Annotated in this window: 27 protein-coding genes; 19 read left to right on the top strand and 8 right to left on the bottom strand. The window is 65.1% G+C overall.

Annotated elements, in window-relative coordinates:
* Nucleotides 1–46 precede the first annotated feature (46 nt).
* Together BLQ10_RS12905 and BLQ10_RS12900 are read left to right on the top strand one after the other, a co-directional pair.
* Nucleotides 47–1147, top strand: a complete 1101-nt coding sequence (locus BLQ10_RS12905; RefSeq protein WP_175558605.1) for an HNH endonuclease — start codon at nt 47–49, stop codon at nt 1145–1147.
* A 565-nt stretch (nt 1148–1712) separates the two neighbouring features.
* Entirely contained in the window at nt 1713–1937 is a 225-nt protein-coding gene (locus tag BLQ10_RS12900) for a hypothetical protein (RefSeq protein WP_091562627.1), read from the top strand.
* A gap of 2451 nt (nt 1938–4388) precedes the next feature.
* Here the strand turns inward: BLQ10_RS12900 and BLQ10_RS12890 are convergent.
* The gene (locus BLQ10_RS12890) at nt 4389–4784 is read right to left on the bottom strand and encodes a hypothetical protein (protein WP_091562622.1); all 396 of its coding nucleotides are present in this window, start codon (nt 4782–4784) and stop codon (nt 4389–4391) included.
* A gap of 140 nt (nt 4785–4924) precedes the next feature.
* Entirely contained in the window at nt 4925–5107 is a 183-nt protein-coding gene (locus BLQ10_RS22395; protein WP_091562619.1) for a helix-turn-helix domain-containing protein, read from the bottom strand.
* Between the two features lie 114 nt (nt 5108–5221).
* On the opposite strand from BLQ10_RS22395, the gene BLQ10_RS12880 reads away from it, so the two are divergent.
* Nucleotides 5222–6094, top strand: a complete 873-nt coding sequence (locus tag BLQ10_RS12880; RefSeq protein ID WP_091562618.1) for a hypothetical protein — start codon at nt 5222–5224, stop codon at nt 6092–6094.
* Between the two features lie 318 nt (nt 6095–6412).
* A complete protein-coding gene (locus tag BLQ10_RS12875) occupies nt 6413–7594 on the top strand; it encodes a site-specific integrase (RefSeq protein ID WP_175558604.1) in 1182 nt (393 codons plus the stop codon).
* A 375-nt stretch (nt 7595–7969) separates the two neighbouring features.
* On the opposite strand, the gene BLQ10_RS12870 is transcribed toward BLQ10_RS12875, so the two are convergent.
* From BLQ10_RS12870 to BLQ10_RS12860, 3 genes are all read right to left on the bottom strand, one after another.
* Entirely contained in the window at nt 7970–8248 is a 279-nt protein-coding gene (locus BLQ10_RS12870; RefSeq protein ID WP_091562613.1) for a YciI family protein, read from the bottom strand.
* A 98-nt stretch (nt 8249–8346) separates the two neighbouring features.
* On the bottom strand, nt 8347–8775 hold the full coding sequence (locus tag BLQ10_RS12865) for a MarR family winged helix-turn-helix transcriptional regulator (RefSeq protein ID WP_091562611.1): 429 nt from the start codon (nt 8773–8775) through the stop codon (nt 8347–8349).
* Complete coding sequence (locus tag BLQ10_RS12860) at nt 8775–9191, bottom strand: SRPBCC family protein (RefSeq protein ID WP_091562609.1); 417 nt, start codon at nt 9189–9191, stop codon at nt 8775–8777. The genes BLQ10_RS12865 and BLQ10_RS12860 overlap by 1 nt, the downstream gene beginning before the upstream one ends.
* 442 nt (nt 9192–9633) lie before the next feature.
* Between BLQ10_RS12860 and BLQ10_RS12855 the strand changes: the two genes are divergently transcribed.
* The 11 genes from BLQ10_RS12855 (at nt 9634) to BLQ10_RS12805 (ending at nt 17391) form a co-directional block, all read left to right on the top strand.
* Complete coding sequence (locus BLQ10_RS12855; RefSeq protein WP_091562606.1) at nt 9634–10092, top strand: hypothetical protein; 459 nt, start codon at nt 9634–9636, stop codon at nt 10090–10092.
* Nucleotides 10093–10295: 203 nt separating this feature from the next.
* Entirely contained in the window at nt 10296–10766 is a 471-nt protein-coding gene (locus tag BLQ10_RS12850) for an Asp23/Gls24 family envelope stress response protein (protein WP_091562604.1), read from the top strand.
* Nucleotides 10763–10954, top strand: coding sequence for a hypothetical protein (locus BLQ10_RS12845; RefSeq protein ID WP_091562601.1), 192 nt, complete (start codon nt 10763–10765; stop codon nt 10952–10954). Before BLQ10_RS12850 ends, BLQ10_RS12845 begins: the two co-directional genes overlap by 4 nt.
* A gap of 2 nt (nt 10955–10956) precedes the next feature.
* Nucleotides 10957–11334: a hypothetical protein gene (locus BLQ10_RS12840; RefSeq protein WP_091562598.1), complete on the top strand. Its 378-nt coding sequence runs from the start codon at nt 10957–10959 to the stop codon at nt 11332–11334.
* A 92-nt stretch (nt 11335–11426) separates the two neighbouring features.
* A complete protein-coding gene (locus BLQ10_RS12835; protein ID WP_254785556.1) occupies nt 11427–11990 on the top strand; it encodes a DUF6286 domain-containing protein in 564 nt (187 codons plus the stop codon).
* The gene (locus BLQ10_RS12830; RefSeq protein WP_091562587.1) at nt 11987–12598 is read left to right on the top strand and encodes a hypothetical protein; all 612 of its coding nucleotides are present in this window, start codon (nt 11987–11989) and stop codon (nt 12596–12598) included. The genes BLQ10_RS12835 and BLQ10_RS12830 overlap by 4 nt, the downstream gene beginning before the upstream one ends.
* Before the next feature lie 148 nt (nt 12599–12746).
* The gene (locus BLQ10_RS12825) at nt 12747–14030 is read left to right on the top strand and encodes an ABC transporter substrate-binding protein (protein WP_091562585.1); all 1284 of its coding nucleotides are present in this window, start codon (nt 12747–12749) and stop codon (nt 14028–14030) included.
* A 7-nt stretch (nt 14031–14037) separates the two neighbouring features.
* Entirely contained in the window at nt 14038–15072 is a 1035-nt protein-coding gene (locus BLQ10_RS12820) for a carbohydrate ABC transporter permease (protein WP_091562582.1), read from the top strand.
* Nucleotides 15069–15956 carry a carbohydrate ABC transporter permease gene (locus tag BLQ10_RS12815; RefSeq protein ID WP_091562580.1) on the top strand — a complete coding sequence of 296 codons (888 nt, stop codon included), beginning with the start codon at nt 15069–15071 and terminating at the stop codon, nt 15954–15956. Before BLQ10_RS12820 ends, BLQ10_RS12815 begins: the two co-directional genes overlap by 4 nt.
* A gap of 10 nt (nt 15957–15966) precedes the next feature.
* A complete protein-coding gene (locus BLQ10_RS12810; protein WP_091562578.1) occupies nt 15967–16221 on the top strand; it encodes a hypothetical protein in 255 nt (84 codons plus the stop codon).
* A 102-nt stretch (nt 16222–16323) separates the two neighbouring features.
* Nucleotides 16324–17391, top strand: a complete 1068-nt coding sequence (locus BLQ10_RS12805; protein WP_091562576.1) for a LacI family DNA-binding transcriptional regulator — start codon at nt 16324–16326, stop codon at nt 17389–17391.
* A gap of 58 nt (nt 17392–17449) precedes the next feature.
* On the opposite strand, the gene BLQ10_RS12800 is transcribed toward BLQ10_RS12805, so the two are convergent.
* Both BLQ10_RS12800 and BLQ10_RS12795 read right to left on the bottom strand, forming a co-directional pair.
* Nucleotides 17450–18364 (bottom strand): DUF8083 family protein, encoded by a 915-nt coding sequence (locus BLQ10_RS12800; protein WP_091562574.1) that lies wholly within the window; start codon nt 18362–18364, stop codon nt 17450–17452.
* A gap of 30 nt (nt 18365–18394) precedes the next feature.
* Nucleotides 18395–19201, bottom strand: coding sequence for an exodeoxyribonuclease III (locus tag BLQ10_RS12795; RefSeq protein WP_091562571.1), 807 nt, complete (start codon nt 19199–19201; stop codon nt 18395–18397).
* A 131-nt stretch (nt 19202–19332) separates the two neighbouring features.
* Between BLQ10_RS12795 and BLQ10_RS12790 the strand changes: the two genes are divergently transcribed.
* The 4 genes from BLQ10_RS12790 (at nt 19333) to BLQ10_RS12775 (ending at nt 23740) form a co-directional block, all read left to right on the top strand.
* Nucleotides 19333–20832 (top strand): CoA-acylating methylmalonate-semialdehyde dehydrogenase, encoded by a 1500-nt coding sequence (locus BLQ10_RS12790; protein ID WP_091562569.1) that lies wholly within the window; start codon nt 19333–19335, stop codon nt 20830–20832.
* Nucleotides 20832–21950, top strand: a complete 1119-nt coding sequence (locus BLQ10_RS12785) for an enoyl-CoA hydratase/isomerase family protein (protein WP_254785544.1) — start codon at nt 20832–20834, stop codon at nt 21948–21950. Before BLQ10_RS12790 ends, BLQ10_RS12785 begins: the two co-directional genes overlap by 1 nt.
* Nucleotides 21943–22887: a 3-hydroxyisobutyrate dehydrogenase gene (gene mmsB / locus BLQ10_RS12780; protein ID WP_091562567.1), complete on the top strand. Its 945-nt coding sequence runs from the start codon at nt 21943–21945 to the stop codon at nt 22885–22887. The genes BLQ10_RS12785 and mmsB overlap by 8 nt, the downstream gene beginning before the upstream one ends.
* A gap of 73 nt (nt 22888–22960) precedes the next feature.
* On the top strand, nt 22961–23740 hold the full coding sequence (locus tag BLQ10_RS12775) for an enoyl-CoA hydratase (RefSeq protein WP_091562565.1): 780 nt from the start codon (nt 22961–22963) through the stop codon (nt 23738–23740).
* Between the two features lie 45 nt (nt 23741–23785).
* Here the strand turns inward: BLQ10_RS12775 and BLQ10_RS12770 are convergent, their stop codons facing one another.
* A complete protein-coding gene (locus BLQ10_RS12770) occupies nt 23786–26965 on the bottom strand; it encodes a bifunctional cytochrome P450/NADPH--P450 reductase (RefSeq protein ID WP_091562562.1) in 3180 nt (1059 codons plus the stop codon).
* Nucleotides 26966–26967 lie beyond the last annotated feature (2 nt).

The following is a 26967-nucleotide window of genomic DNA, read 5'->3' as shown; positions in this document are numbered from 1 at the left end:
TCGCAGGAGCGAGGCTTGTCCCGCAAATCAGAGGTCAGGTGCGGTGATGGAAACCCCGCGACCGGAGGAAATTACTCCACGAGACGCTGTCGAGTCCTGGGCCGTGCCGGCTGACCGTGAGCGGTTCTATGAAAAGACGCGCCCGGCAGGCGGCGGATGCTTGCTTTGGACTGCTGGCCTGACAACACGTGGCTATGGAAAATTCATGTTCCACGGAAAGACGATGCTGGCTCACCGCATGGCATGGTTCTTCGAGTACGGCGAGATCCTTTCCCCTGACCAGTTTCTGTTGCACTCGTGTTGCATTCGGCCATGCGTGGAAATCTCCCACCTGCGGATAGGTACGCACGCCGAGAACATGAAGGACAGGGCTTCCGACGGCCATTACGACACGTCCGGGGGAATGAACAACCCATTTGCCAAATTCACCGATGAACAGGTGTTCCATATGCGGCGGATGATCGCTGCCGGAATCGGCCATCCATGGATTGCCGAGCTCTTCGGATGCTCACGCTCCTACGTTGGACTTCTTGCGGCGGGAAAGCTGCGGACGCACCCAACCGACCAACCATCACCTGCCGTCCGTGCCAAAAGGGAGCAGGATGCCAAAGCGCGCGTCAATCGAACCCGGATCTCCGAGATCTCGGTGGTTCATCCGGATGACGAGATTGACGGTGAAGAATGGCGGCGGACCGCTTACGAAGGCTACATGGTGAGCTCCCTGGGGCGGGTCCGCGGTAGGCACAAGACGATCCTCAAGCCTTACATCACGGTCCCTGGCTATGCCGTCGTCGATTGCGGGAAGGGAAATCCTCGAGGGGTGCATACTCTCGTCTGCGAGGCGTGGAACGGTCCATGCCCGGCCGCCGGCATGCACGTTGCCCATTACAACGGGAATCCCCTGGACAACACCCCCGGCAACCTCCGCTGGGCGACACCGGCAGAGAACGGTCATGACAGGGTTAGGCTCGGAACAGTCCGTCGAGGCGCCGCCCACCCCAATGCAAAGCTCACGCAGAAAAAAGCCGCGGACATCCGCGCTCAACTCCCCGGACCGCGCGGAACGATAAACCGTCTGGCCCGGGAATATGGCGTGACCAAAACCGCCATCACCCAAATACGGGACAACATCACTTGGAGGGAGTAGGCGTAACGACGTCCGTGGACTGCTTGCCAGATGCTGCGGGACGAGGTCAACCCGACCGCCGGCGCACCTGCGTCTCTCACGATGGGCGTCGGTGATCCCGGCTCACCTGCGTCTCTCCGACGTTGCTACTACGCCTAATGATTCACCTGTGTCTCTTGCCATGGGCGTCGTGCCGGCCAAGCTCATCCTCCCAGCCATCAGGCACGGCTAGCGCGTCTCTATACGGTGTCAGCCGGTCAGAGCCGTTTCGGAGTGCACTATGGTGTGGCCACGGCTGCCCAGGTTGTTAGGGCGATCTGCATTCTGGGACTTCTGTGCCTATAGCGCCACCTTGGACCTTGACTGCCGCAAGTGCATGGAGCCGGCCTGATGCAGCGGCGTCCGGCCTCATGTTGGACGCAGGCACAGTAGTCGCTATGGAAGAGCGGCCAGTCCCTCGCTGGACCATGCTCTCGCGGATGCTACCGGACCATTCCGGTAGCATTCGAGTATTCAGTCAGCACGAAAGGGCCGCTCTTGGCGATCAGCAGCAAAAGCACACAAGAAGGCTAAGGATCTCGGTCCTTTGGACGCGGTCGAGCCGGAATTCCGCCGCGCACCTGATAATTCGCCGAAGGTCGGTGCCGGCCAGGTTTACGTCACCCGGACGGGTGAAGTCTTCCACCCGGCCTGGCGCTTGACCGTCGGCACGGTCTGGGATCGCAACCCGGGCGGAGTCCTCGTCATAGCAGAAACAGGCGTCGGTGCCCGACGGCGCTGCGAAGCCTGCAACGAGCCGTTGCAGGCCTAACTCGGGCAACGAATCAAGGTCAGCAAAAACCGGAATTGACTCCGGCCAGTCGCGCGCTCGTTGAGCGCCTTGACAGCAGTTCCGGAGCGCGGCCCCAGTGGTCCTTCGCGCGAATAATGGGCGGCCCCGGACTGGGCACTACGGATACCTTGAGACCGAGAACCACGACGTCGACGTCGATATCGACGTCCATATCCTTGTCGAGATACGCGACACCCTCCGGTCAGGAAATGACTGGAGGCTCTGTGGTGCGCCCGGACGGCATCCTTTTCGCGGGGACCTTAGCCGATGCCTACCGCCGGATGGTCGAACGGGTGGGGGTAACCCCCACCCGACCTGCCGTCTCCGCCCGCGCGTGATAGCGGCGGGGATCGCGTACGGGTTCAAAAGCATTTAAATATGATTTAAACTTCCGCCTTGACTGCCGGGCGACCATGCCCGGCGGCACCTGGATCTTTCCTCCACCGATCCGTCGGCCCACACGGCCGACAGGTCAGGAACCGCATCGGACCGGTCCGCGACACTTGACCTGTCGAGGACCGTTCACCACCTCGCTTACGGGTTGCCCATGGAGGGCAACGGTGTCGTACTGAGCCAACAGAGCGGTGGTCGCCTAAGCGACCCCACAGCCGTGAGGTCTTTCGTGTTACAGGTCCAGGGAAGATTCTGGCGTCAGGGCGCACCGGGCCGCAGCGCCCTGACGCCACCGACGGCCATAAATTTCGCAAGCCTTCCGGCTATAGCTCTCTTTATTTAAAATGGGGTTTTTAGAATGGCGGCTCCTGGCCCTGCCATGGCTGCCAGGGAGGTGGTGTCCAGATCTCCGGATCAAGGCCATCCCACCACGCAATTTCCTCGGCTGTCCAGGAATGCCAATTAGCCAGCTGGCTTCCCGGTTGCACATCGCCTGACGAAGCATCGGTCCCGGGGATGAGCAACGTGTGGATGGAGCTTTTCTTAAACCTGCGCACACTCCTAAGGAGGCCCGCGGCGCGAGCCTTCCTAAAGTGTTCCGTGACAGTACCTTCATCGCGTAGCCCTGTGATCAGACACAGGCTAGCCCTGTCAATCGTGGTTAGGCCGCCGGCGGACTTACCGACCATTGCATGCAGCGTCTTCTTTACCGGGGTCTTTAGCGATGACTGGTCGACGGCCTGGCGGTACTCCGCAGTCGTCCAAGACACGACCATGAGTTTCGCCGCCGCTCGGCGCTCCATATACATGGACTGGACACTTTGTTCTGCCGTCTGGGCTACGGCTGTGGTGTGAAAGGGCGTATCCAACAAGGAATCTCCAGTTGAGAGGTCGGCCATCGGCTCATGGGCCGGCTGTGGACGGGGTCGGGGAGGAAAAGGGCGTGCCATTACGGCGCGGAGGAATCAGCACGGGAAATGCCGCCATTGAGGGCGGCCGAGGAAATTCCTCGATGTAGGGCAGTAAAGACCGGTCTCCGGCCATGCCGTGATCCCCATCTACTGTGGGGAGGCCCGGTGAAGGTAACTACACGACATGGTCCGGTTGACCCATCCGGGCCGGAGAATGAACCCTCCGCCGGACGTCATGCGAAGGGTGCCGATCGGCTCCCCGGCCCGCGACCGTTCAATCGCGCGCCCCCACAGGCGCATTGATTGACGGTGTCAGGCGGGAACGACATTCTGGCTGCCGCTCGCCAGTACCGTTGTCGGAAATTCCACACCCAGGGCCTCTAGCGACCCTTTCCGGGGCGAACCGAGGACGAGAACATGGCTCCGCGGCGGGGAGAGTGGGACCTCCACAACCCTGGCTTATTGACGGGGAAGGTGTCGACGAGCGGCTGGCACTCGTGACACGGCGGATTGATCCGGGAGAACGCCAGTTGGTGGCCCCAGGCCGCCTGGGCTGCGCAGACGCGGCAAAGTCCCCGACGCTCATAGTGACGTTTCCTGGAATCAAAGGTCCTCGCCTACCAAGGCGTTTCAACAGGGTCCTGGGCGCGCCGGGACATGGAATCTTGCATGGTGACCTCGGGTTCTCGTCGTCTGGTGGGTTGTAATCGACGCAGGGCAATGAAAAACTCGTTGAGTTACGCGGAGCTTGCTCCGCCTTTCGGGCTGCGCTGCGCTCCGCTTTGACCGGCCGAATCTTTAATTCGGTTGCGGAGGGGAGGCTGTGCCACCCCGGCCGATGGCCTTGCCCCACGGCAAGGTCATCGCTGTCCGTAACCACGCAACAGTTGGCTCGGGACAATGGGTCTGGTCTCGGCTTATCCTCGGGACGACGGGGGTGGCCTTGCCCCAAGGCAAGGTCATCGGTCTCCGCCCCTGGCGGGGCGTCGAACGTGTGCCCACGACAGGTGCAGTTCTACTGGGTAGAACACCGCAGCCTGGTCTTCAGACCCCGACTTTGTCGGTAATGGACTTCGCCGCCCCTTAGGGGCGTCGAAAACGCTGAGCCGCTGGCTCAGTGCTTCGCTCACAGCTCCTCCTCCGGAAGCCGCAGGGCCCACCCGGGCACCCTGTCGTGGTTGGTGGCCGGATGGCGCGTCAAGTAGCCGGCAGACTGAAGTTCCCCCATGCTGGCGAGCACTTCGCGATCCCGCCTGTCACGAGCAAGCGTGGTGTTCAACGACTGCCAATTCGTATACGCGATGCGCCCGATGCCAACAAACCGGGCCATCGCCACTGCGACCGATAAAGCTTTGGGGCTCACTGCAGTATCTCCGCCGACGGCTTCGAGCCAGCGGTCCAGGTGCGGGTTCGTTGCGGCGAACGCGTTGCTGTTGCGTCCGCCCTGTTCAGCGCACCGCGGCTCGTCTGCCTGCGGCGCGGGAGCGTCCTCAGATGACGGCGGATCGGTCGAGGGGAACATAACTACCTCCATTGGTGGGGACGAAACCAGGGGCTGGTCCGGCCAGGGATGAAGTGCTCAGATGATGTGGGACGGCTGTGCTGGCCGCCTGCAGTTGGCGGGGGATTCTGTTGGCCGCGATCGACGAAGTGAGGGTCCCGCTAGTGCCGGCCTTCATGTGCGGACATGAAAGCGTCTAAGGCTTCGACGGAGTAGCGCACGAGGCCCCCCACCTTGATGTACCGGGGGCCACTTTTGGTGTTGTTCGCAAGCCAGCGCGGGGGCACATTCAGGTAGACCGCCGCTTCGGCGCGGGTGACGTAAATCGAGCGTGTAATTTCCAACTCTTGGATCCCGGGCGGGGGCCCTGATCGCGGATCTGCCATAACGTCCTTTCATAGTTTTTCGCTTATTTTCAAACTTGACCGCTGTGAATGACCAGGACTAAAGTTAGCGCCATGGACGCAAAGCTGTCAACCATGAACCGAAGGGAGTTGACTATGAACGATTACAGTGAAGGCATGAAGCCCGAAGATGCCAGCCCCGTGCTTAGAAAGCTCACCGAAGATGTCGCTCTCGCATGGCATGATTCCCAGACTCCGCCGCAGGAGCGCTTCTATGAGGACTTTGCTCTTCTCATCCGCCGCCCGAAAGACGGCTGGGCCATCGGACTCAGGGTCGACTTCACAACCGAATCGTGGTCGATCGCTGAGGTCCTGGCGTTGCCGGCCGGTCAAGTGCAAACCCTCCCGAATGTGGACAGCGATGAGGTTCGTTCGTACGTTGAAACCGCTGTGGACCGTGCACGAGGAAGGCGCCGGGTCGCTGAGGAACAGCTCGCGAAACTCGCCACCAACACTGCGTTCATCGAGCAGCGGTTTGAAACATGGCGGGACAAGACAGCCCCGAGGACCAATGTCGAGTACGCAGCCCTGGCGGCAAAGTATGCTGAGCAAATCCGGCTGGGAAACAGCCGAGCGACGGCAACGCTCGCGGCGCTGGTGGAAATGTCGCCCTCAGTTATGGCGCAGCGAATCAAAGAAGCAAGGCGACGGTTCCTGCTGACCCCCGGTGAACAGGGTCGCGCCTCCGGCGCACTCACGCCGCTTGCAGTTCTCTACACCGATCCCCAATTCCCAGGGATGCGCAGACTGCGGGCAGCCGGTATGACGCAGCGCGGAATCGCAGACAAGTACGGGATTGAAGAACGCTTGGTGTGGGCCGCCTTAATGGGCGAGGGCTATTCTGATGACGAGGGTTTCATGCGTCAGGAGCGAGAGCCTGCACTGACCGCAGAAGACGTAATGCGCAATCTCCGCCGGAAGCGGTGAGCTATGGGTGTCCGGAAATTGGACTGGGCTGTTTCGTACTCGTCGGCCTCCGGGAAGCGGCTCCGACACGAATACGACACTGAATCGAGGGCCAGGGAGTTCGCGGCCCGCCAAACGGGTCGGGCGTCTGAACTCGGGTTGGAGCGACCAAGTGTCACGCGGCTGAAACCGCGACGGTGGGAGGCCGGGTTTCAGGACCCGGAAGGGAAATGGAAGACGCGGCGGTTCGCAAGTAAGGACGAAGCCGCTGAATTCGTCATGGGTCAAACAAGGTCGGTGAGGGGCGGTACGTACATCGACCCCAAGTCAGCGGCCGGCATGACCGTCGCGGACTTGTACGACCTGTGGATTGATCGAATCAAATCGGTGGGTGCGTCCGGCAGACGTCCTGCCACGCCCAAGACAATACAGGGCTACGAATGGTTGTATTCCCGATTGATAAGGCCCTACTGGCAGGACTACCCGCTGGCCAACGTGACGAACGCCGGTGTCGCCCGGTGGACGCAGACCATGAACGGTGTCAACGGTACCCTTGCTAGCAGCGACACCAGAGCCAGGGCCTCCAAGCAGTTGTCCAGAATGCTTGATCATGCTGTCAGGCTCAAGGTCCTGGGTCGGAATCCCGCCAAGGATTCTGTGGGAGGACGTGACTATGTACCGCAAGTGACCACCGGCCGTGAATCCGTTTACCTCACCCGTCCCCAGCTTGAGCGGCTCGCTGCATGCTCCGGGCGATATGAACTCCTTGTCCGATTCACCGGACTCACCGGCCTGAGATGGGGGGAAGTGACGGCTCTGGTCATCGGAGATCTCGACCTCGGTTCCCAGCCGTACGTGTCCGTATCGAAGGCCTATTCCGAGGTCAACGGTCGGCTGGTTCTTGGCGAAACCAAGGGTCACGCAGCGCGCGACGTTCCGCTGCCAGCTTCCCTTGTGGAGGACCTTCTCCTGGTGGTGCAGGGGAGGCCAGCGCAGTCCTTGCTCTTCCCATCCTCTCAAGGGCTGCCCATGCGCAACTCCAACTTCACGAGGCGGTACTACGAGCCAGCCAGACAGTTGGCATCGACCAGTGTCAGCCGCGTGCAGGCCAGTCTGGGCATCACGGAGACGCGGCGTGGGCTGTCGGTCTTCGGCGACGTCACGCTGGCGGCGCTGACGGGCTTCCAATACGATCTGGAACTGCCTGACGCGGGTGCCATCGGTCAGGAAACGTGGCGGGCGCTTGCCTCCGAAGCCAGCGTTACAGATGAGCAGCGTGACTGGCTGCTTCGGTCGGCCGGTATCGTGCTTGAATATGGGGACATGGATTTCCGGCCGCCGGTGTTCCATGATCTGAGGCACACGGCCGTCAGCCTGTATCTGTCCGTGACCAAGAACGTCAAGCATGTGCAGCGTATAGCCGGTCACAAGGACGGTACGACGACGATCAACACCTACGGCGCACTGTTCGATGACGACTTCTTCAGGGCCGCGGCCGGGCTGGATTCGCTGATCAAATGACGAAAGCCGGGAGACCTCCTCTGGTAAACCTCTGGTAGGCCGAGGGCGTTCCTTGCTGCCGTTGGGATGGGGGCCCATTCAGCGTTCGACTGAAAATCGAAAGGTCACCGGATCGACGCCGGTCGGAGCCACCAGCTAGGACCCCGCAGTTCCCAGTGTTTACACGGGAACGGCGGGGTTTTTTGTTTTTGACGCCCACGGCCGATTCACTCTCAATCAACCGAAATCAGCGAGGTTCTGTGGCAGGGCTCTGGTCCGGGGACAGCTTGAGCTGTGCGAAGTGCCCCACCTGGCTCCTAGTGGGCACAACCGATTTTGGAGCCCTGGCTTCCACTGCGCCCTGTCCGCCACCGACGCGCACGAAGGCGGATGTGCCTACTCGAAACGCACGACGTTCCACTCGAGGATTCGCGGGTCTGCGAGCCCCTTGGTAACGAACGGATCATCGGCGATGAAGCGCTCGGCATCCTCTCGCGAAGTGAAGATCCCCATCGACCCGCCAGCTGGATCGGGGGTCTGGAACGGGCCAAGAGCGACGAGGCCGCCACCGTCGGCGCGGAACGCCTCGTAGTAGGCCTTGTGGCGCGGGTACGTTTCGAGAACGTGCGAACGATCGACGCCTTCGCGCAAGCTGTACATCACGACGAATTCCATGTGCCTGATCCTATCGGCCGCGGTTGGAAGCGCAGGAGGGGTAGAGTCGGGCCAACAAATCGTCCAGGTCGTCGCCCGCGGTTGGCGGTGACGGCATTTCAGGTTTCGGGATAGGCCAGGCGACTCAGCATTGTCACCGCGCCGTTGAGGGGCACCGGCCGGAAGAACTGCGCATCGGCGAGCTCAACGGCGGCAATTGCGCGCGGCGCCAAGTCGGCTCCGGCGTCGGTGACGTGCAGCCGTTTGGCGCGAGTGTCGACCGGGTCGACTTCACGTTCGATGAGTCCTTTGTTTTCCAGCGCGCGTAGGACCTGGGAGGTCATCTTGACGTCGGTGCCGGCTTGGCGGGCCAGGGCCATCTGATTTGGATGCTCACCCTCGGTGTTGAACCACCAGGCGCAGGCGAGCAACACGAACTGCACATGGGTGAGACCGAGCGGGGCCAGGGCCGCGGCGATGTCGCGCTGCCAGCGCAGCGTGGCGTGCCAGAGCAGGAATCCGGGGCTGTCGCCGGGGCTGAGGGGCATCAGCCGCGAGCCAGCCTTACCAGCGCAGTCATCGTGTCGGGCCAGTCGGCCGTGATGCCCGGACCAATCTTCGGCCCGGCTTCGTCGGCGCCGCTACCGGTGATCTCCAGCCGGTACACCACCCGGATCCGGCCCTGATCGGCCCTGTCGATGCGGTGGGTGGTGCGCAGCAGGAGGTCGTTGAAGCGGGCCTCGTCGACGAACAGTTCGTCCTCGACCGCCTCGGCGATGAGCAGGAGTATCGGATCCTCCCCCGGGGGCGTCATCGAGATCTGCGTGCCTGCCGCGAACGGGCCGCTGATCTCGATCTCCTCGATCTCGGCGTTCCAGGCGCCCCAATTCTCAACATCGGCCCAGAGTCGCCAGATCGCCTCGGGCGTGGCGCTGGTCTCAAGGCTGTTCTCGTATTCCCACATGAGTGGTCCCCTCCTGTAGATAATCTATACATAGATTATCTACACAAAGACTAATATGTCCACGGCTGCGTGTCCCACCTGCACAGACTCCTCAAAGGCTACGCGCCCGCACCGAACGTGCACTAGGTATGCGAGGGGTCACGGGGCAGTCAAGACGACCGATATGTTAACACCGTCGATTGCTCCGTAAGCGCCCTTCTGACGGGTCAAAAGGGCGCTTGCGGAGCAATCGACGGGGGGAGCGGGCGGCGCATCGACGGGGAGGCGGGCGGCGCATCGACGGGGAGGCGGACGGCGCATCGACGTGCGGCCGACGGCGCCGGCCGTTGGGGGCCGGACCGCTGGCCGGGCTAGACTCGCACGCTGGGGAAAGTACACCAAGGCCGCCGGCAGCCCGGTCCGGGCAGGCGGCGCAATCTCAACCGAAAAGTGATTCTGCAACGTGATTTCGAAGAATATTGCCCGTACCCTGACCGCCGCCGCACTCCTCGCTGCCCTCGCCCTCACCGGTTGCTCGGCCCCTCAGGCCAGCAGTGCGCCATCGTCCGCCGCGGGCACGTCCACTGCTTCGGCCTCCGCCACGCCGAGCCCCAGCGCAACGTCAGGACCCTTTGGTGGCTTCTCCAGCGCCGCCGAAGCGTGCACCAAGATCTCGGAGCAGGCCACGGGCGCCACGCTTCTTCCGCTGTCGGCCGCCCAGGGCAAGACGGCGGAACTGGAACAGTTCAAGACGGAACTGGCCGAGACGGCCGAGCGCGTCCCGGACAGTCTCAAGGCCGATTTCGCCAACCTCAAGGAGGTGGCCGTCGCGGGCGTCACCGACCAGACTGTCTTCTCCAGCGGCAAGCTCCAGGCCGCCATGGCGCCCGTAACAACCTGGATCGCCACCAACTGCAAGTAGGGAGTTTGACCGGCCCATCGCCCGCAACGGCCCCCGGCTGATGCCCCGCGGCTGACAAGCGGGCGCCAGCCCTGCTCCCCGTTGCACTTCGCAGGTTCCCACGGCCCCCACCTGCGCCGGCCGTGGGAACGGGCGCTGCAAGATTCCCCCGCGCGGCCCAAGGCAGGGACTAGGGTTGTGTCAAAGAGAAGGGGGAGTGCGTTATGGAATACCAGAATTCTCAGCCCGTTGCCGGTCATGGATCCGGTCTGCCCGTTGCCGGTCTGCCCGTGCCGGCGGCCACCGGCCGCACGGTCATATCGGAAGCCGCCGTCGCCAAGGTCGCGGGCATCGCCGCCCGGTCGGTGCCGGGCGTCTACTCGTTGGGATCAGGCCCGTCACGCGCCCTGGGGGCCTTCCGCGACGCCGTCGGCAGCGCCGATCACGCAGCGGGCGTCCGTGTGGAGGTCGGCGAAACTCAGGTCGCCGTGGACATTGACCTCGTCGCGGTGTATGGCACCCCCCTGCATGCCCTCGCAGACCAGATCCGCGCCGCCGTCTACTCCGCCGTCGAGGAGCTGGTGGGGCTCGAGGTGATCGAGGTAAATATCGAGATCAATGACGTTTATGTGCCCGGGCCCGCCAAAGTGGCCGCGTCCGTCGAGGCCCGGCCGGTCAGGGAGGCAATCCAATGAGTCTGACGGTAGTGGGAATCGCTATGGGGGCCTTCGTGGCTTTTATGTCCTTCCAGTTCGGTGTCTGGGGCTTCCTCGGTGCCCTGTTATTCATGGGCATCGGTGCTCTCCTGGGCCGGGCCGCAGAGGGGAAGCTGGACCTGCGCAGCGTGTTTGACGCCCTCACAGGCCGGCGTTCCTCCTCATGAACATGACGGCTGAAACGCCGATCCGCGGCGTCGCGATGGCCGGGCACAACCGCATCAGTACCCAGGCCCTGACGAGCGTGGCCCGGGCGGCCGCGGGTGAGGCCCTCGGCGTTCCGGCGCACGACGTACGCGCCGAGTGGTCGGACGATGACGGGCTGCTCGCGCTCTCGCTCGTCATGCCCGTCGCGGTCCCGAACCTCACGGTTGTACTCCGGGAACCCGGCCGCGTCGCTGGCTTCGGCGGTTCCATCTGGGACCGTGCCGTCGCCGCCAAAGGCCAGATCCTGCGCCGCGTGACTGAGCTGACCGGAGCGCAGCTGAGCCGGGTGGACATCCGCATCAGCGGGGCCACCGTGCGCGGGGGAGGTCGGGTGCGTTGAGCCAGGACACCCAGAACGCCGGTATTGGCTCCGGCCCGCACGACGCCGGCGCGGTGCCGGGGAGCGCGCCGCTAGGTTTCGGTGCCGCGGGCATGGACCGTATTTTGAAGCGCGAGACGCACACATCGCGGGCCGTCGTTTCCGTGATCGCGGCCGCCCTGGTGATGGCGGTGTGCGGTTATGCGCTGCTTGAGACTGCAGTCCGCGCGATCGGGCAGCCGCCGTGGCTCGTGGATCCGCAGACGGCCGCCGAGCGGGTGGTCGCGCTCCCGGCCGGAATCGGGCCGCTTCTACTCGTCGCCACCGGCGCCGTGATCGCCATGGCCGGATTGTTTTTCTTCCTCAACGCCGTGCTGCCCGGGCGGCGGGCGCGCCACCTGCTCCCGGACCGCCGGGCCGCCGTCGTGGTGGACGATGAGGTGATCGCCGCGGCCCTGGCGCGCCGGGCCCGGCTGGCCGCCAACGTGACTCAGCAGCAGGTGATGGTGGTCGTGTCGCGGAACCGGGTCATGGTCAATGTCCGGCCGACCTCCGGCGTGCCGCTGCGCCCGGACGCCGTCCTTGAAGCCGTGCGGCGTGAGCTGCAGGAAATGGGCCCGTGGCCGATGCCGGAAGTGCGGATTCAGGTGGCCACGGCAGGGGTGGTGGGGGCATGAACAACACTCCCCGGGTCCTGAACCGCATCCTGATCGGCATCCTTGGCATCAAGCTTCTCGCCATTGGCGTCCTTTTGGTGCTGCTGGCGAGCGTCCCGGCCGTCGGCGTGTGGTGGCATGTCTGGGCGGGCGGCGTCCTGAGCTTCTGGCTCGATTTGTTCGAACGGACGCAGTTCCCCAACCGCCAGGGAAGCTGGCTGTGGCTGATCATCTGCTTTGTGCTGGTGGTGGTGCTGGCCCTGATGGTGGCCTGGATTGCCCAGCAGGGCAAGGGCCGGACCAGCCTGCTCGTGGCCGAGGAGGACCCGGGCGATGTGCCGGGGAACGTCGGAATCGGCGGCGGCGTGGCGGAGCAGACGCTCCGCGCGGCCCTCGCGGATCGGCCGGACCTCGCCGGCGTCACGGTAGCCGCCTACGAAATCAGGGGGGAGCCGGCCCTCAAGGTCCGGGTGGAGCCCCGCCAAGGCGTCGCCCCGCACGCGCTCGCCGCCGAAGTCTCTTCCCTGATAGAGGCGCTCGACGCGGTGATCGGCAAGCGCACCCCGGTCCTGATCCACATCGGATCCGGGGCGCGGTCGCGGTTTGGCCGTGCCGAACGGGTCCGCTGAGGCGGCTCCCCGGCGGAGCCATGGAATCTCCTTTGCATAAAGGTTTGATGTAAACGCTTGCATCAGCAGGGTCTGTTGATTACTGTGATGGTCGGCACACCAACAGTACGGCCGTTTTTCACCGGTACTCAGCGAGGAGCACTCCAGTATGAAAACCCGCAATTTCCTACTTCCCGTCGCCACGGCAGGCATTTTGGCTATCACCCTTTCGGCGTGTGGCGGCGGAGGTGGCGGCACTACCGGCGGCAACGACGCCGCCTCGCAGGGCTTGGACGGGCGCGGCCCCATCACCTACGTTCAGGGCAAGGACAACAGCAACGTGGTCCGCCCGCTGATCGAAAAGTGGAACGCAGCCCACCCGAACGAGAAGGTCACCTTCAAGGAGCAGACCGACCAGGCCGACCAGCAGCACGACGACCTTGTCCAGCACTTCCAGGCCAAGGACCCCGGCTACGACGTCGCGAGCGTCGACGTCGTCTGGACCGCGGAATTCGCTGCCAAGGGCTGGCTGCAGCCGCTCAAGGACAAGATGGCGCTGGATACCTCTGCCTTGCTGAAGCCGACGGTCGAGGCCGCCTCCTACAAGGGCACGCTGTTCGCCGCACCGGAATCATCCGACGGCGGCATCCTGTACTACCGCAAGGACCTGGTCCCCACGCCCCCGAAGACCTGGGACGAGATGATGAGCATGTGTTCCGTCGCCAAGGCCCACAACATCGGCTGCTACTCGGGCCAGTTCAAGAAATACGAGGGACTGACTGTCAACGCCTCGGAGGCCATCAACTCCGCCGGCGGAGCCGTCTTGGACAAGGATGGCAAGCCCAGCCTGAACACCCCGGAGGCAAAGGCAGGACTTGAAAACCTGGCCAAGGCTTACGCGGACGGCTCGATCCCGAAGGAAGCCATCACCTTCCAGGAGGAGGAGAGCCGCCAGGCGTTCCAGGACGGCAAGCTGCTGTTCCTGCGTAACTGGCCTTACGTCTACAACCTGGCCACCACGGAAGGTTCCTCAAAGGTCAAGAACGTCCTGGGCATGACCGCCCTTCCGGGCAAGGCCGGCCCGGGTGCCTCTTCCCTGGGCGGCCACAGCGCCGGCATCAGCGTCTACTCGAAGAACAAGGCCACGGCAGTGGACTTCCTGAAGTTCCTCACCACGGAAGAGACCCAGAAGTTCTTCGCCACGCAGGGTTCACTCGCCCCGGTGATCGGCAAGCTCTACGACGACAAGGATCTCGTCGCAAAGCTGCCGTACCTGCCGGTCCTGAAGACCTCGATCGAGAACGCCGTGCCGCGCCCTGTCACCCCGTACTACCCGGCCGTCACCAAGGCCATCCAGGAAAACGCGTACTCGGCCATCAAGGGCGAGAAGACCGTAGACGCGGCCCTGTCTGACATGCAGAAGTCCATCGAGTCCGCTAGCGCGGGACAGTAGGTCCATCATGGCAACTGAAGTAGGCCCGACGTCGGTCAAGGCACCGGCGTCGGGCGGGGCACCGATCCACCACGCACCCAAGGGTGTTGGAGAGGACAACCGCATCGCGACGCAGGGGCGCTGGGCAGCCTGGCTCCTGGCGCCGACCATCGTCGCATTGTCAGTCGTGATCGTGTACCCGATCATTACCGCCATTGTGATGTCATTCCAAAAGGATGCCGGTGTGGACGCCTCGGGATTCTTCGTCGAGGGTGGCCCGGCCGGCTTCTCGAACTATGTGAACTGGATCTTCCAGCAATGCCCGGCTCCGGGCGGAGGAACCGTGGACTGCCCGCCCGGCACACTCGGTGCGCAGTTCTGGTCCGCCACCGGCACCACCTTCTTCTTCACCATCGTCACGGTGACACTTGAAACCGTGCTCGGCTTCTGGATGGCCGTCATCATGGCACGTGCCTTCAGGGGCCGCAGCCTGGTCCGCGCAGCTGTCCTGGTGCCGTGGGCCATCCCCACGGCCGTCACGGCCAAGCTGTGGCTGTTCATCTTCGCTTTCGAAGGCATCGGCAACAAGCTCTTCAACACCTCCGTCCTATGGACCGGCAGCGAATGGCCGGCCCGGTGGGCCGTGATCATCGCGGACGTCTGGAAGACCACGCCGTTCATGGCGCTGTTGATTCTTGCCGGCCTGCAGATGATTCCCGCGGAAGTGTACGAGGCGGCCAAGGTTGACGGTGCCTCAGCCTGGCAACGGTTCCGGATGATCACCCTGCCGCTGGTGAAGCCGGCGCTCATGGTGGCCATCTTGTTCCGCACCCTGGATGCACTGCGCATGTTCGACCTCCCGTACATCCTGACGGGCGGAGCGAACAACACCACAACACTGTCCATCCTGGTGATCAACCAGATCAGGCAGGGCTTCAACGCGGCGGCGGCTTTGTCCACCATCACGTTCATCATCATCTTTCTGGTGGCTTTCATCTTCGTACGCTTCCTCGGAGCGAACGTGGTGGAGCAGCAGACCGGCGCAGGTAAGGGGAAGAAATGACCGCCGCGACCGAACTACGCGCAGAGCAGGACCGGGGGCGGAAGGTCGCGCAGAACCGCGAGAAGTGGGCCCAGAGCCGCACCTACATCAGTGCGATCGTAATCCTCTTCTGGTGCCTGGCGCCGGCCTACTGGATGGTGGTGACGGCGTTCCGCGATGTCGGCTACACCTACGACACCTCGATCCTGCCGACCCACGTGACGCTGGACAACTTCAAGACGGCCTTCGACACATCCTTCGGCAACCACTTCGGCCAGGCACTGCTCAACAGCTTGTTCATCGGTACCGTCGTTACCCTGGTCTCGCTGGTGATCGGCGTGTTTGCCGCCTACGCCCTGGCCCGCTTGAACTTCAAGTTCAAGTACCTCGTCCTGGGCTTCATCCTGGGGGCCTCCATGTTCCCCGGCGTCGCCCTCATCACGCCGCTGTTCCAGCTCTTCACGAACATCGGCTGGATGGGTACCTACCAGGCCCTGATCATCCCGAACATCTCGTTCGTGCTGCCGCTGACCGTCTACACCATGACCTCCTTCTTCCGGGAGATGCCGTGGGAGCTGGAGGAATCGGCGCGGGTGGACGGCTGTACGCAGGGACAGGCCTTCCGGAAGGTCATCATGCCGCTGGCCGCCCCGGCCATCTTCACGACCGCCATCCTGGCGTTCATCTCCTCGTGGAATGAATTCCTGATCGCCAGCCAGCTCTCGTCCGACGCAACGCAGCCGGTCACTGTGGCCATTGCCAGCTTCGCCGGTGCGCAGCCCAACCAGATCCCGTACACCGCGATCATGGCTGCGGGCACCATCGTGACCATTCCCTTGGTCATCCTGGTGCTGGTGTTCCAGCGCAAGATCGTCGCGGGCCTCACCGCCGGCGCGGTCAAGTGACTGCTGCGTCATGACTGACGAGCAGAATCTGGGCCACGTGCCGGCGACGCGTCGAAAGGTGCGCTCCGGCGAGGACTTCGACATCATCATCGGGTTCCTCGGCTTCTGGACCGCGGTGCTGCTGGTGGTCACCGTCTGGATGGAGGTGACCGCCCAGCCGGCCCTCTTCTGGGCCCTGGGACTGCTGGCCATGTTGCTGGCCCTCTACGGGATGATCCGGCTGCGCCGGCGTTTACCGGGCCGGACGGCCAGCCGGCGCGGCTAGGCAGCCACGGGCCAGGACTATTCATCTGCCGCGGGGGAGGCGGGCACAGCACGACTGCGGGCAGCCGACAGGCTTCCGCGGACCGTCAACAAGGGGACAAAGGTGGCACGGACAGAAAGGGCGCAGCGCGGCGGCCACTCCGGCGTCAGCATTGAGGATGTTGCCGCCGCTGCCGGCGTATCCACGGCCACCGTATCCCGGGCCGTCCGCGGACTGCCCCGGGTTTCCCCGGCGACGCGGGAGAAGATCCTCGGTATTGCCGAATCCTTGGGCTACGTCGCCTCGTCCTCGGCTTCGGGCCTGGCGACGGGCCGGACCAAAACCATCGGCGTGCTGGCCCCGTTCGTCAGCCGCTGGTTCTTCTCCAAGGCCATCGAGGGCGCAGACCGGGAACTGCACTCCCGCCAGTACAACCTTTCCCTCTTCAACCTCGGCGGCCACGGCAGCAACCGTGAGCGGCTTTTCAGCAAGACCATGGTCTACAAGCAGATTGACGCCCTGCTGGTCCTCTGTATGGCGCTCACCCACGAGGAAATCGAGCATCTCCAGAAGATCGATATCCCGCTGGTGGTGGTGGGCGGCCATGTCGAGGAGTGCCCCTACATTGGCATTGACGACTACGCCGCGGCCGCGACCGCGGTCCGCCACCTGATCGGGCTGGGCCACACCGACATCGCGCTCCTGCACGGCGATGACGAAACCGACCTCAACTTCGACGTCCCCAGGGTCCGGATCCAGGCCTTCCACGACATCATGCGCGAGGCGCAGCTGCCTGCACGGGCCGAATGGGACGTGTGGGGGGACTTCACCGTTCGCAGCGGCCAGGAGGCGTTCCGGCGCCTCTGGGCCGCGGGGACGCCCAAGCCCACAGCAATCTTCTGCGCCTCGGATGAGATGGCCATGGGCGTCATCTTCGAGGCCCACAAGGCCGGTGTGCGCGTCCCGGAGGATTTGTCGGTTATCGGCATCGACGACCACGACTTCGCCGAAGCCATGGGGCTCACCACGGTCGGGCAGCGGCCGGACCTGCAAGCCGAACTCGGAACCAAGATGCTGCTGGACGAGCTCGACGGAATGGCCGGGGCCGTGCAGTCCGCCGTGGCGCCGCACCGGCTGATTGTGCGGACGACGACGGCGCCGCCACGACGGAAGTCCGCGCGGCTCCGCTAGCGGCGTTCGGCCGCATCGGCCGTCCCGCACCCGCCGCAGCGTTACGGGCCGGGCTGGCCTAGGAAGCGCGGGCCAGTTGGCGGATCGGCACCCAACGCGAGGCCAGCCGGCGGTAGGCCGCGGCGGCACCGGTCATGTCGCCCTCCGCCAGGCACTCGATGCCGAGGCGCACGTCCAGCGGCGAATCGTCCGGATAGACCTTGTCTGCCACTCCGCCGTAATCGAGTTCCACTGCCGAATCCGGGTGGAAGAGCTCAAGCCATTCCGTGAGCTGGGTCAGGTCCTCGAGCATGTCGAGATCCGGCGCGGCGAGGGCCAGGTGCGCCACCGCGTAGCTCACGCGCTCCAGTGCCTTGCCTATGCCCGCACGGATGCGGACCGTCACAATGTGTCCCTCGGATTCGACGACGTCGGTGGGATCCGATTCCTGGAAGAGGCAGAACCAGCTGAAGGGAATGCCCCACGTGGACGCCCGGGTGTTGACCCGGCTCAGGCCATCGTGGGCCCGCACCTCATCGATGCGTTCCTGGTGCTTGTCCCGCTGTTCTTCAGGGATCAGGAGCTGGGCCAGGGGCCCGTGGATGCCTTCCATCAGGGCGTTGGCGGCCAGCCCGGCGCGGAGGACCAGTTGGCTGGGACAGTACAGCAGCCGGTCCGCCCCCGGGGCGGGTGCCGTCCCGGGGCCGGGCCCGGCGTCGTCGTGCGCTGGGCCGGACGGCCGCCGTCCAGGAGCCGGGACAACGCGCACGAGGTCCGTCCGGCCGGTGGGAAACGGGTCCCCGTCAGGCCGGGTGATGCGGCCCAGGGACGCCAGGAGCTCGGCGTTCTCCACCGCGGCGCGGGACGCCTGGCCGGCGTCGGCGGCCCGCAGTGTTTCCTGCTGCTTCTCCGGGAACGCCTCGAGGGGCTCGTAGATCCGGAGCGCGGAAGAGAACGGCAGCCCGGCCTGTCCGTGGTAAATGTTCCCCGTCATTGGATCACGACGCTTCCTGGGCGGCAGTCATTAGTCCGCCAGTTCCGCAAGCACCGGGGCGTGGTCTGAGGCGCCCTTGCCCTTGCGCTCCTCGCGGTCAATCATCGCACCGGTGACCCGTGCCGCCAGGGCCGGGGAGGCAAGAATGAAGTCGATCCGCATTCCCTCTTTTTTCGGGAAGCGGAGCTGCGTGTAATCCCAATAGGTGTAGACGCCAGGTCCCGGGGTGTGCGGACGGACCACATCCTGGAACCCGGCCTCCTCAAAGGCGTGGAAGGCGGCCCGCTCGGGCCCGCTGACGTGGGTGAGGCCCTCGGAGCGGAAGTAGTCAATGTCCCAGACGTCGTCATCCTGGGGTGCGATATTGAAATCACCCATCAGCGCGATCTGCGCCTGGGGGTCCTCCTTGACCCAGGTGCCGGCATGGGATTTCAGGATGTCCAGCCAGTTGAGCTTGTAGGGCATGTGTTCGTCGTCGAGGGCTCGGCCGTTGGGGACGTAGAGGCTCCAGACCCGGACGCCGCCGCACGTGGCGCCGATGGCGCGGGCCTCCTGCACGGCGTCCTTGCCGCTCTTGCCGAACACGGGCTGGTCCAGGAAGGTGCGTTCGACGTTGTCGATTCCCACGCGGGAGGCGATCGCGACGCCGTTCCACTGGCTCAGGCCGAAGTGTGCCACCTCGTAGCCCATGCGCTCGAAAAGCTCCCAGGGGAAGTTCTCGTCCTTGCATTTGGTTTCCTGGATGGCCAGGACATCACAGTCCGTGCGCTGAAGCCAGGCCTCCACACGGTCGGCGCGGGCGCGGAGCGAGTTCACATTCCAGGTAGCTATCTTCACAGTCCCTAACTTACCGAACTTGGCCCCCGGACGAAGCAGCCAGCGGCTTCCGTCCTCTGGAAATTAGTAGGAAGTCCGAGTATATTCGGCTTCAGAGATGATCTAGGTCACATGCAAAGGAGCATTCGGTCATGGTTCGAGAACTATCCCATTACATTGACGGGCAGCGGGTGGACGGCACCTCCGGCCGGTTCAGCGACGTGTACGATCCCTGCACCGGCGAGGTCCAGTCCCGGCTGCCGCTGGCCAGCGCAGAGGAAGTGCGCAATGTAATTGCCAGCGCGGAAAAGGGGCAGGTGGAATGGGCCGCAATGAATCCGCAGCGCCGCGGCCGGATCCTGCTCAAGTTCGTGGATCTGGTCAACGAGCACATGGACGAGCTCGCCACCCTGCTCTCCTCCGAGCACGGCAAGACCTTCCCGGATGCCAAGGGTGACATCCAGCGCGGCATCGAAGTCGTCGAATTTGCCGCGGGTGCCCCGCACCTGCTCAAGGGCGAGTTCTCGGACAGCGCCGGGACCGGCATCGACGTGCACTCGATGCGCCAGCCCCTCGGCGTCGTCGCAGGCATCACGCCGTTCAACTTCCCCGCCATGATCCCGCTCTGGAAGTCCGGGCCGGCACTCGCCGCCGGCAACGCCTTCATCCTCAAGCCCTCCGAGCGGGACCCCTCCGTGCCGCTCCGCCTGGCCGAGCTCTTCACCGAGGCGGGCCTCCCTGACGGCGTCTTCAACGTCGTCAACGGGGACAAAGCCGCAGTGGATGCGCTGCTGGAGGATCCCCGGGTCCAGGCCATCGGCTTTGTCGGGTCCACGCCCATTGCGCAGTACATCTACGCCACCGCCGCAGCGAACGGCAAGCGCGCCCAGTGCTTCGGCGGCGCCAAGAACCACATGGTCATCATGCCGGACGCGGACCTGGACATGGCCGCCGATGCCCTCATCGGCGCCGGCTTCGGCTCCGCAGGCGAGCGTTGCATGGCAATCTCGGTGGCGGTTCCGGTCGGCCGGAAGACCGCGGATGTACTCGTGGAGAAGCTGCAGGAGCGGATCGCCGGACTCAAGGTCGGCCACAGCCTTGCCAAGGATTCCGACTTCGGCCCGGTTGTGGCGGCAGCGGCCAAGGAACGGATCGAAGGCTACATCGCCTCGGGCGTCGACGAAGGCGCCAGCCTGCTCACCGATGGCCGCGGCCTGAAGGTCGAAGGCTACGACGGCGGCTTCTGGGTGGGTCCCACGCTGTTCGATAACGTCACGAAGGACATGAAGATCTACAAGGAAGAGATCTTCGGCCCGGTGCTCAGCGTGCTCCGCGCAGAGGACTACGACGAGGCCCTCCGGCTCTGCAGCGAAAACGAATTCGGCAACGGCGTGGCCATCTTCACCCGCGACGGCGATGCCGCCCGCGACTTCGCCAGCAGGGTCCAGGTAGGCATGGTGGGCATCAACGTCCCCATTCCCGTGCCGATCGCTTACTACACGTTCGGCGGCTGGAAGGCCTCCGGGTTCGGTGACCTGAACCAGCACGGCGCCGACGCCTTCCGCTTCTACACGAAGACCAAGACGGTGACCACGCGCTGGCCCTCCGGCGTCCGCCAGGGCGCCAGCTTCGTCATGCCGGAAGGCAGCTGATGGGGGCGGAAGTTTCGCGGGAAGCGGACAGCGGAGCAGCGGCCGGCGGAGCCCTGAGTGATGAAGTCCTGGGCGGTGACGTCCTGTTTGAACGGCGCGGCCGTCTCGGCGTCGTGACCCTCAACCGGCCCGCCGCCGTCAACGCCCTGACGGCCGGGATGGCCGCCGCCATGCTCGAACAGCTCACGCTCTGGGCCGATGACGACGCGATCGCCGCCGTGCTGGTCCGCGGCGCCGGCGACCGGGGCCTCTGCGCCGGCGGCGACATCGTCGCCATCTACCGGGACATGCTCGACGGCGGGGACGCCACCGCGGACTTCTGGGCGGACGAGTACCGGCTGAACCTGCTCATCTCTGAATACCCCAAGCCGTACGTGGCGTTCATGGACGGGCTGGTCCTGGGCGGCGGTGTGGGGATCTCGGCGCACGGCTCCGTGCGGATCGTCACCGAACGCACCCGCACGGGCATGCCCGAAACGACCATCGGGTTCGTGCCCGACGTCGGCGGCACCCTGCTGCTCTCCGGCTCGCCGGGGGAGACCGGCACGCATGCGGCCCTGACCGGCGCGCACCTGAACGGCGCGGACGCGCTGTTCCTGGGTCTCGCCGACTGCTTCGTGCCCTCCGCTTGCCTGGCTGAACTGGCGGTGGCGCTCGAGACCGAGGCGGTGGAAGCCGCCGTCGCCCGTTTCGCCGAACCGGCTCCCCAGTCAGTCCTGGCCGCGCAGCAGGATTGGATTGACGCCTGCTACTCCAGCGACGACGCCGAGGAGATCCTGCGGAGGCTGCGCACGATGGGCGGGGAGGCCACCGGCGCCGCGGACACCATCGAGGCCAAGTCGCCGACGGCGGTGAAGGTGGCCCTGGAGTCCCTGCGCCGCGTCCGCGGACTGAGCCTGGAGCACGCGCTCGAGCAGGAGTACCGCGTGGGTTTGCGCTTCCTCGACGGACCGGACTTCCGCGAAGGGATCCGCGCCCAGGTGGTGGACAAGGACCGCAGTCCCCGCTGGAAGCCCGCCACCCTCGCGGAGGTCACCCAAGCGGATGTCGCGGCCTACTTCGCCCCGCTGGGCGGGCGCGAACTGAAGCTCTCTCCGAAGGAGAAGAACAATGTCTGAAACAGGAGCCTCTGTTACCGGCACCATTGCCTTCCTGGGCCTGGGGCACATGGGCGGCCCGATGGCTGTCAACCTGGTCAAGGCCGGCTACCGGGTGACCGGCTTCGACGTCGTGCCGGCGGCCCTGGACGCCGCCCGGGAACACGGCATTCCAACCGCCGGGACGGCATCCGAAGCGGCGGCCGGCGCCGCCGTCGTGCTGACCATGCTGCCCAGCGGCAAGCACCTCCTCGACGCCTACCGCGGCGCCGGCGGCCAGCCCGGCCTGCTTGAACTTGCCGCCCCGGGCACCATGTTCCTGGACTGTTCCACGATCAACGTGGACGAGGCCCGCGAGGCCGCAGAACTCGCGGTGGCGGCCGGTCACCGTGCCGTCGACGCCCCCGTGTCCGGAGGCGTGGTGGGTGCCGAGGCCGGCACGCTCACCTTCATGGTCGGTGCCCTCCCCGAAGACTTCGAGGCCGTCAAACCACTGCTGGAAGTCATGGGCAAGCGGGTGGTCCACTGCGGCGCGCACGGCGCCGGCCAGGCTGCCAAAATCTGCAACAACATGATCCTGGGCGTCTCGATGATCGCCGTCAGTGAGGCCTTTGTGCTGGGCGAGAAGCTCGGACTGACCCACCAGGCACTGTTCGACGTCGCCTCTGCCGCCTCGGGACAGTGCTGGGCGCTGACCACCAATTGCCCCGTGCCCGGGCCGGTCCCGACGAGCCCCGCCAACCGGGACTACCAGCCCGGCTTCGCCGGGGCGCTCATGGCCAAGGACCTGAACCTGGCCCTCAACGCGCTTCAGAGCACCGGCGTCGCGGCCCGCCTCGGCCCGCTTGCTGCCGAAATTTACGATACCTTTGCCGCGGAAGGCGGTGCCGGCCGGGACTTCTCCGGCATTATCACCGACATCCGGGACAAATCAGAGGCCGGTGCGGCCGGGCACTAGTTCCGGACCGAAGCTAAACCCAAAACCAGAATCAGAAACAGAACCAGACGAGCACCACCTAAGGGGACCACTCATGACGGAACAGTACGCGAACATCCTGGTGGAGCGCCGCGGCCGCGTGGGCCTCGTGACGCTCAATCGGCCCGAAGCCCTCAATGCCCTGAACAAGGCCACGATGGACGAGCTGGTGAGGGCCGTCACCGGAATGGACGCGGACCCGGAGATGGGTGCCGTGGTGGTGACCGGATCGGCGAAGGCCTTCGCCGCCGGCGCGGACATTAAGGAAATGCAGTCCAAGGGCTATATGGACATGTACGCGGCGGACTGGTTCCGCGGTTGGGAGGACTTCACCCGGCTTCGCATCCCCGTCGTGGCTGCCGTGTCCGGCTTCGCGCTGGGCGGCGGCTGCGAGCTGGCGATGATGTGCGATTTCATCATCGCCGGGGACAACGCCAAGTTCGGCCAGCCGGAGATCAACCTCGGTGTGCTCCCCGGCATGGGCGGCTCGCAGCGCCTGACCCGCGCCGTGGGCAAGTCCAAGGCGATGGACATGATCCTCACCGGCCGCTTCATGGACGCGGAGGAGGCCGAACGCGCGGGCCTGGTGTCCCGTGTGGTACCGGCCGCGGACGTCGTCGAGGAGGCGCTGAAAGCTGCCGAGGTGATCGCCTCCAAATCCAAGCCAGTGGCGATGGTGGCCAAGGAAGCGGTGAACGCGGCGTTTGAGACCGGGCTTGCCCAGGGCGTGCTGTTTGAACGGCGCGTGTTCCACTCCCTGTTCGCCACCGAGGACCAAAAGGAAGGCATGGCCGCCTTCACCGAGAAACGGCAGCCGGAGTTCAACCACCGCTAGGCGGAACCGGCGACGGAGGCCGGTTGAAGGGTAGGTACGTCGGCATCACGTGAAGATGTCGGCCACGTACCTGCCGTGCGTGCGTTCTACTTCAGCCATCCACGCCTCGGCCTCCTCTTTGGAGGCACCGGTCGCTTCCTGGTAGATGAGGGCGCACGTGTCCCGGACTTGCGGCGCCATGTGCTTGCCGTCGCCGCAGACGTAGACCGTGGCCCCCTGCCGGACCAGCTCGACGACGTCGGCCCGGTCTACCCAAAGCCGATCCTGGACATACTTCATGCCGTCTTCGGGGGCGGTGGAAAAGACCGGCCGCAGATCGAGGTTGGCCTGCTCCGCCCACGACGCAAGTTCCGCACGGTAGAGGAAGTCCGTGTCCGGTGCCCGGCAGCCGAAGAACAGCAGGGCAGGCGCCGGCGTCGTATCCTCGGCCTCGGCCCGCAACGCCCGGTCCTGGACGAATCCGCGGAAGGGTGCCAGCCCGGTCCCTGCACAGACCATGATGAGCGGGACCTCCAGGGACGGCGGCGGGTGGAAAGCCGCGTTCGAGGGACGGACAGTAACCGCGACCCGTGACCCGAGCCTGGCCTGGGCGAGGTAGGTGGAAGAGGCCCCTTCGAAGACGCCGCGGCCCGACCACGCCGGAGCCTGGATGACGGCGAAGGTCAGGGTCGCGTGGTCGGGGCTCCAGAGCGGGGACGAGGAGATGGAGTACCGCCGGGGGGTGAGCTGTGTCAGCAGTTGCAGGAACGAGGTGAACGACAACTGGCATGACGGATACGTCTCCAGCAGGTCCAGGAGGGAGACCCGCTTGTCGAGGATCTCGACCGCGTACCGCCCGCGGTCCTGCGCAAGCGCCTCAAGTTGGGCGCGATGGGCAGGATCCGCCGCGACATCAGCCAGGTCCTCGAGCTGGATGCGGGTGGCAGGGACCGCGAGTTCCACGTAGCTGCTCAGCAGTTCGCCCACGGCCACGGGAGCACCCGTGGGCAGGAAAGTGTCCCCGCTCTCCATGCTCAACTGGACGTGCGAGTCGTAGTCAAGGCTGAAATGGGCCAGGGCGCGCTGCACGAGTGCACTCGGATTCAGCGGCAGCACGGCCAGATAGTCCCCGGTCCGGTAGCTCATTCCCTCGGGTAGGGCGATCTCGACATGCCGCTTGGACCGGGCGCCGGGCTGGGCCAGATCGACCAGCTCCCGGTTCGCGACGACGGTACCCAGTGCCAGCCCGTTCTGGCGCAGCAGCGGGTCCCGGACGTTGCCGACGAACTGGACTTCAAGCTGGGGCTGCGCGGTAGGCGGGCTGGTCCTCTGCCCGAGGGCGGCGTCCACCGCGGGCCAGAATCCCGCGTACCACTCTTCAAAATCGCCGAAGAAGTCGCCGCGGGCGTTGGCTTCGCCCCGGGCATAGATCCGCGTGGCGCTGGCAGCCTCGAGCCGGGTGTCGATGGCCTTGGGCACCTCCTGGTACGTTCGCGCCCAGTCCTTGTTGCCGTTGCCGAAGACCGTGTACCGCACCCCGGCGAGGCTGCCCGGCTGCAGACCTTCGGTCCAGGCCACGAATTTTCGGGCGTTGTCCGGCGGCTGCCCCTCGTAGGAGGACGTCACAATTGTGACGAGCCCCTCCGTGGGCAGCCCGCCGGCCGCCTCGTCGAGCGGACCGATGGTGGGGCTGTAGCCGCGCCGTCCGGCGTCGTTGGCGATGCGCTGGGCGAAGTCCTGGGACGTGCCTGCATTGGAACCGTAGAGCACGCGGATCGGGACACCGTTGGGCGCGGCGGCCGCCGCTGCCGCTTCGGCTTGCTGGGCGTGTTCGACGGCGGCCTGGGGTCCGGCTGCGATTCTGACGTCGCGCCTGCGCACGTGGATGAACAACCCCTCTGGCTTCATCGTCAGCGTGTGCTTGATCTGCAGTTCATAGCCCGGGTCCGCCGCCGTGATCTCGAAGCGCTGCAGGAGCTTGGCCAGGAAGAGCATGGCCTCCTGCAGGGCAAATCCCCGGCCGATGCAGGAGCGCTGCCCGTTGCCGAAGGGCTTCCAGGCATTGGCCGGGATTTCCGCGGCCCGAACAGGTGAGAACCGGTCCGGATCAAAGATCCCGGCGTCCTCGCCCCAGGCCGCCTTGTCCCGGTGCAGCTGCGGGATCAGGACCATGATGGGCTGGCCTGCCGGGACCTCGTAGCGGCCGCCAAGCGTCGTGTCCTCGAACGGGGCGACGTTGAACGCCGGGGCGGTGGGCCACAGCCGGAGCGTCTCCTTGAGGATCTGGTCCAGGTACCCCAGCCGGGGCAGGTGCTCGAACCGGGCGCTTTCGGTGCCGAGGACCTCGTCCACCTGGGCGCGAGCCTGGGCCAGGACAGCCGGATGGCGCAGCAGCTCGTAGAGCGCAAAGGACAGCAGGCCGCTGGTGGTCTCATGCCCGGCCACCAGGAAGGTGACCATCTGGTAGCGGACGTTTTCCTCGGACAACCGCTCGCCGGTCACCGGGTCCGCCGCGTTGAGCATCGTGTCCAGGATGTCCTCGCTGCCAGGCGGGCTGGGGTTGCGCCGACGGTCGCTGATCATCTGGTCCGCGACCTCGAACATCAGGGCATGGTCTTCCTCGAGCTGGTGGCGTTTGCGCAGCATGATCTTGTTCTGGACCGGGAGCCTGCGCGCCCGATCCCCGGATTCGACCAGGCCGCGGACCATGGCCCCGACGAAGGGATGCATGTCTTCCCGGTAGAGGCTGTTGAAGCGGTAGCTGAACGAGCACAGGGCAATCGTGTCCAGGGTCAGCCGGGTGGTGTTGTCCGGTACGTCGATCCGGGCCGTGGGGCCGAGCCTTTCCCACTTCAGGAGCAGCTGCTCGGCGATGTCGTCCATGCCGCTGAACATCCGCTTCAGTGCCGCAGGCCCGAACGCCGGCATCAGGATCCGGTGCGCCTTTTGCCAGTTCAGTTCTTCTGTTCTTGCGGTGAACAGTCCGTCGCCGATGAATTCCCGCACTTGCCGCAGGGAAACGCCCAGCACCTTGCCGAAACGGGACTCGTCGCAGACTTCGTTGACGAGCTGCTGGGAAGAGATGGCGATGATGCTGCGGTTGAAGAACTGGATGCGGACAATGGGGCCGTACCGCTCGGCCACCTCGACTATTCCCAGGATTCCCTTGCTCGAGTCGATGTCGGGCAAATTGCCGACCACCGGCTTCGGGGGAGGCTGCGGTATGGGGATGGTGGGCGAAGTCATGG

The sequence above is a fragment of the Arthrobacter sp. ok362 genome, assembly GCF_900102785.1.
In the GTDB taxonomy this organism is placed as follows: Bacteria; Actinomycetota; Actinomycetes; order Actinomycetales; family Micrococcaceae; genus Arthrobacter.
Note: the sequence above shows the minus strand (reverse complement) of the source record. Positions and strands in the feature narration are given on the sequence as shown.

Excerpts from the sequence above, each read along its gene's own strand:
- BLQ10_RS12865 (WP_091562611.1), bottom strand. The coding sequence starts at position 8,775 with ATGCCCCTCAGCCCCGGCGACAGCCCCGGATTCCTGCTCTGGCACGCC.
- BLQ10_RS12770 (WP_091562562.1), bottom strand. The coding sequence starts at position 26,965 with ATGACTTCGCCCACCATCCCCATACCGCAGCCTCCCCCGAAGCCGGTG.
- BLQ10_RS12860 (WP_091562609.1), bottom strand. The coding sequence starts at position 9,191 with ATGTGGGAATACGAGAACAGCCTTGAGACCAGCGCCACGCCCGAGGCG.
- BLQ10_RS12875 (WP_175558604.1), top strand. The coding sequence starts at position 6,413 with ATGACCGTCGCGGACTTGTACGACCTGTGGATTGATCGAATCAAATCG.
- BLQ10_RS12870 (WP_091562613.1), bottom strand. The coding sequence starts at position 8,248 with ATGGAATTCGTCGTGATGTACAGCTTGCGCGAAGGCGTCGATCGTTCG.
- BLQ10_RS12850 (WP_091562604.1), top strand. The coding sequence starts at position 10,296 with ATGGAATACCAGAATTCTCAGCCCGTTGCCGGTCATGGATCCGGTCTG.
- BLQ10_RS12840 (WP_091562598.1), top strand. The coding sequence starts at position 10,957 with ATGACGGCTGAAACGCCGATCCGCGGCGTCGCGATGGCCGGGCACAAC.
- BLQ10_RS12800 (WP_091562574.1), bottom strand. The coding sequence starts at position 18,364 with ATGACGGGGAACATTTACCACGGACAGGCCGGGCTGCCGTTCTCTTCC.
- BLQ10_RS12775 (WP_091562565.1), top strand. The coding sequence starts at position 22,961 with ATGACGGAACAGTACGCGAACATCCTGGTGGAGCGCCGCGGCCGCGTG.
- BLQ10_RS12890 (WP_091562622.1), bottom strand. The coding sequence starts at position 4,784 with ATGTTCCCCTCGACCGATCCGCCGTCATCTGAGGACGCTCCCGCGCCG.
- BLQ10_RS12820 (WP_091562582.1), top strand. The coding sequence starts at position 14,038 with ATGGCAACTGAAGTAGGCCCGACGTCGGTCAAGGCACCGGCGTCGGGC.
- BLQ10_RS12845 (WP_091562601.1), top strand. The coding sequence starts at position 10,763 with ATGAGTCTGACGGTAGTGGGAATCGCTATGGGGGCCTTCGTGGCTTTT.
- BLQ10_RS12835 (WP_254785556.1), top strand. The coding sequence starts at position 11,427 with ATGGACCGTATTTTGAAGCGCGAGACGCACACATCGCGGGCCGTCGTT.
- BLQ10_RS12810 (WP_091562578.1), top strand. The coding sequence starts at position 15,967 with ATGACTGACGAGCAGAATCTGGGCCACGTGCCGGCGACGCGTCGAAAG.
- BLQ10_RS12790 (WP_091562569.1), top strand. The coding sequence starts at position 19,333 with ATGGTTCGAGAACTATCCCATTACATTGACGGGCAGCGGGTGGACGGC.
- BLQ10_RS12830 (WP_091562587.1), top strand. The coding sequence starts at position 11,987 with ATGAACAACACTCCCCGGGTCCTGAACCGCATCCTGATCGGCATCCTT.
- BLQ10_RS12825 (WP_091562585.1), top strand. The coding sequence starts at position 12,747 with ATGAAAACCCGCAATTTCCTACTTCCCGTCGCCACGGCAGGCATTTTG.
- BLQ10_RS12905 (WP_175558605.1), top strand. The coding sequence starts at position 47 with ATGGAAACCCCGCGACCGGAGGAAATTACTCCACGAGACGCTGTCGAG.
- BLQ10_RS12815 (WP_091562580.1), top strand. The coding sequence starts at position 15,069 with ATGACCGCCGCGACCGAACTACGCGCAGAGCAGGACCGGGGGCGGAAG.
- BLQ10_RS12880 (WP_091562618.1), top strand. The coding sequence starts at position 5,222 with ATGGACGCAAAGCTGTCAACCATGAACCGAAGGGAGTTGACTATGAAC.
- mmsB (WP_091562567.1), top strand. The coding sequence starts at position 21,943 with ATGTCTGAAACAGGAGCCTCTGTTACCGGCACCATTGCCTTCCTGGGC.
- BLQ10_RS12785 (WP_254785544.1), top strand. The coding sequence starts at position 20,832 with ATGGGGGCGGAAGTTTCGCGGGAAGCGGACAGCGGAGCAGCGGCCGGC.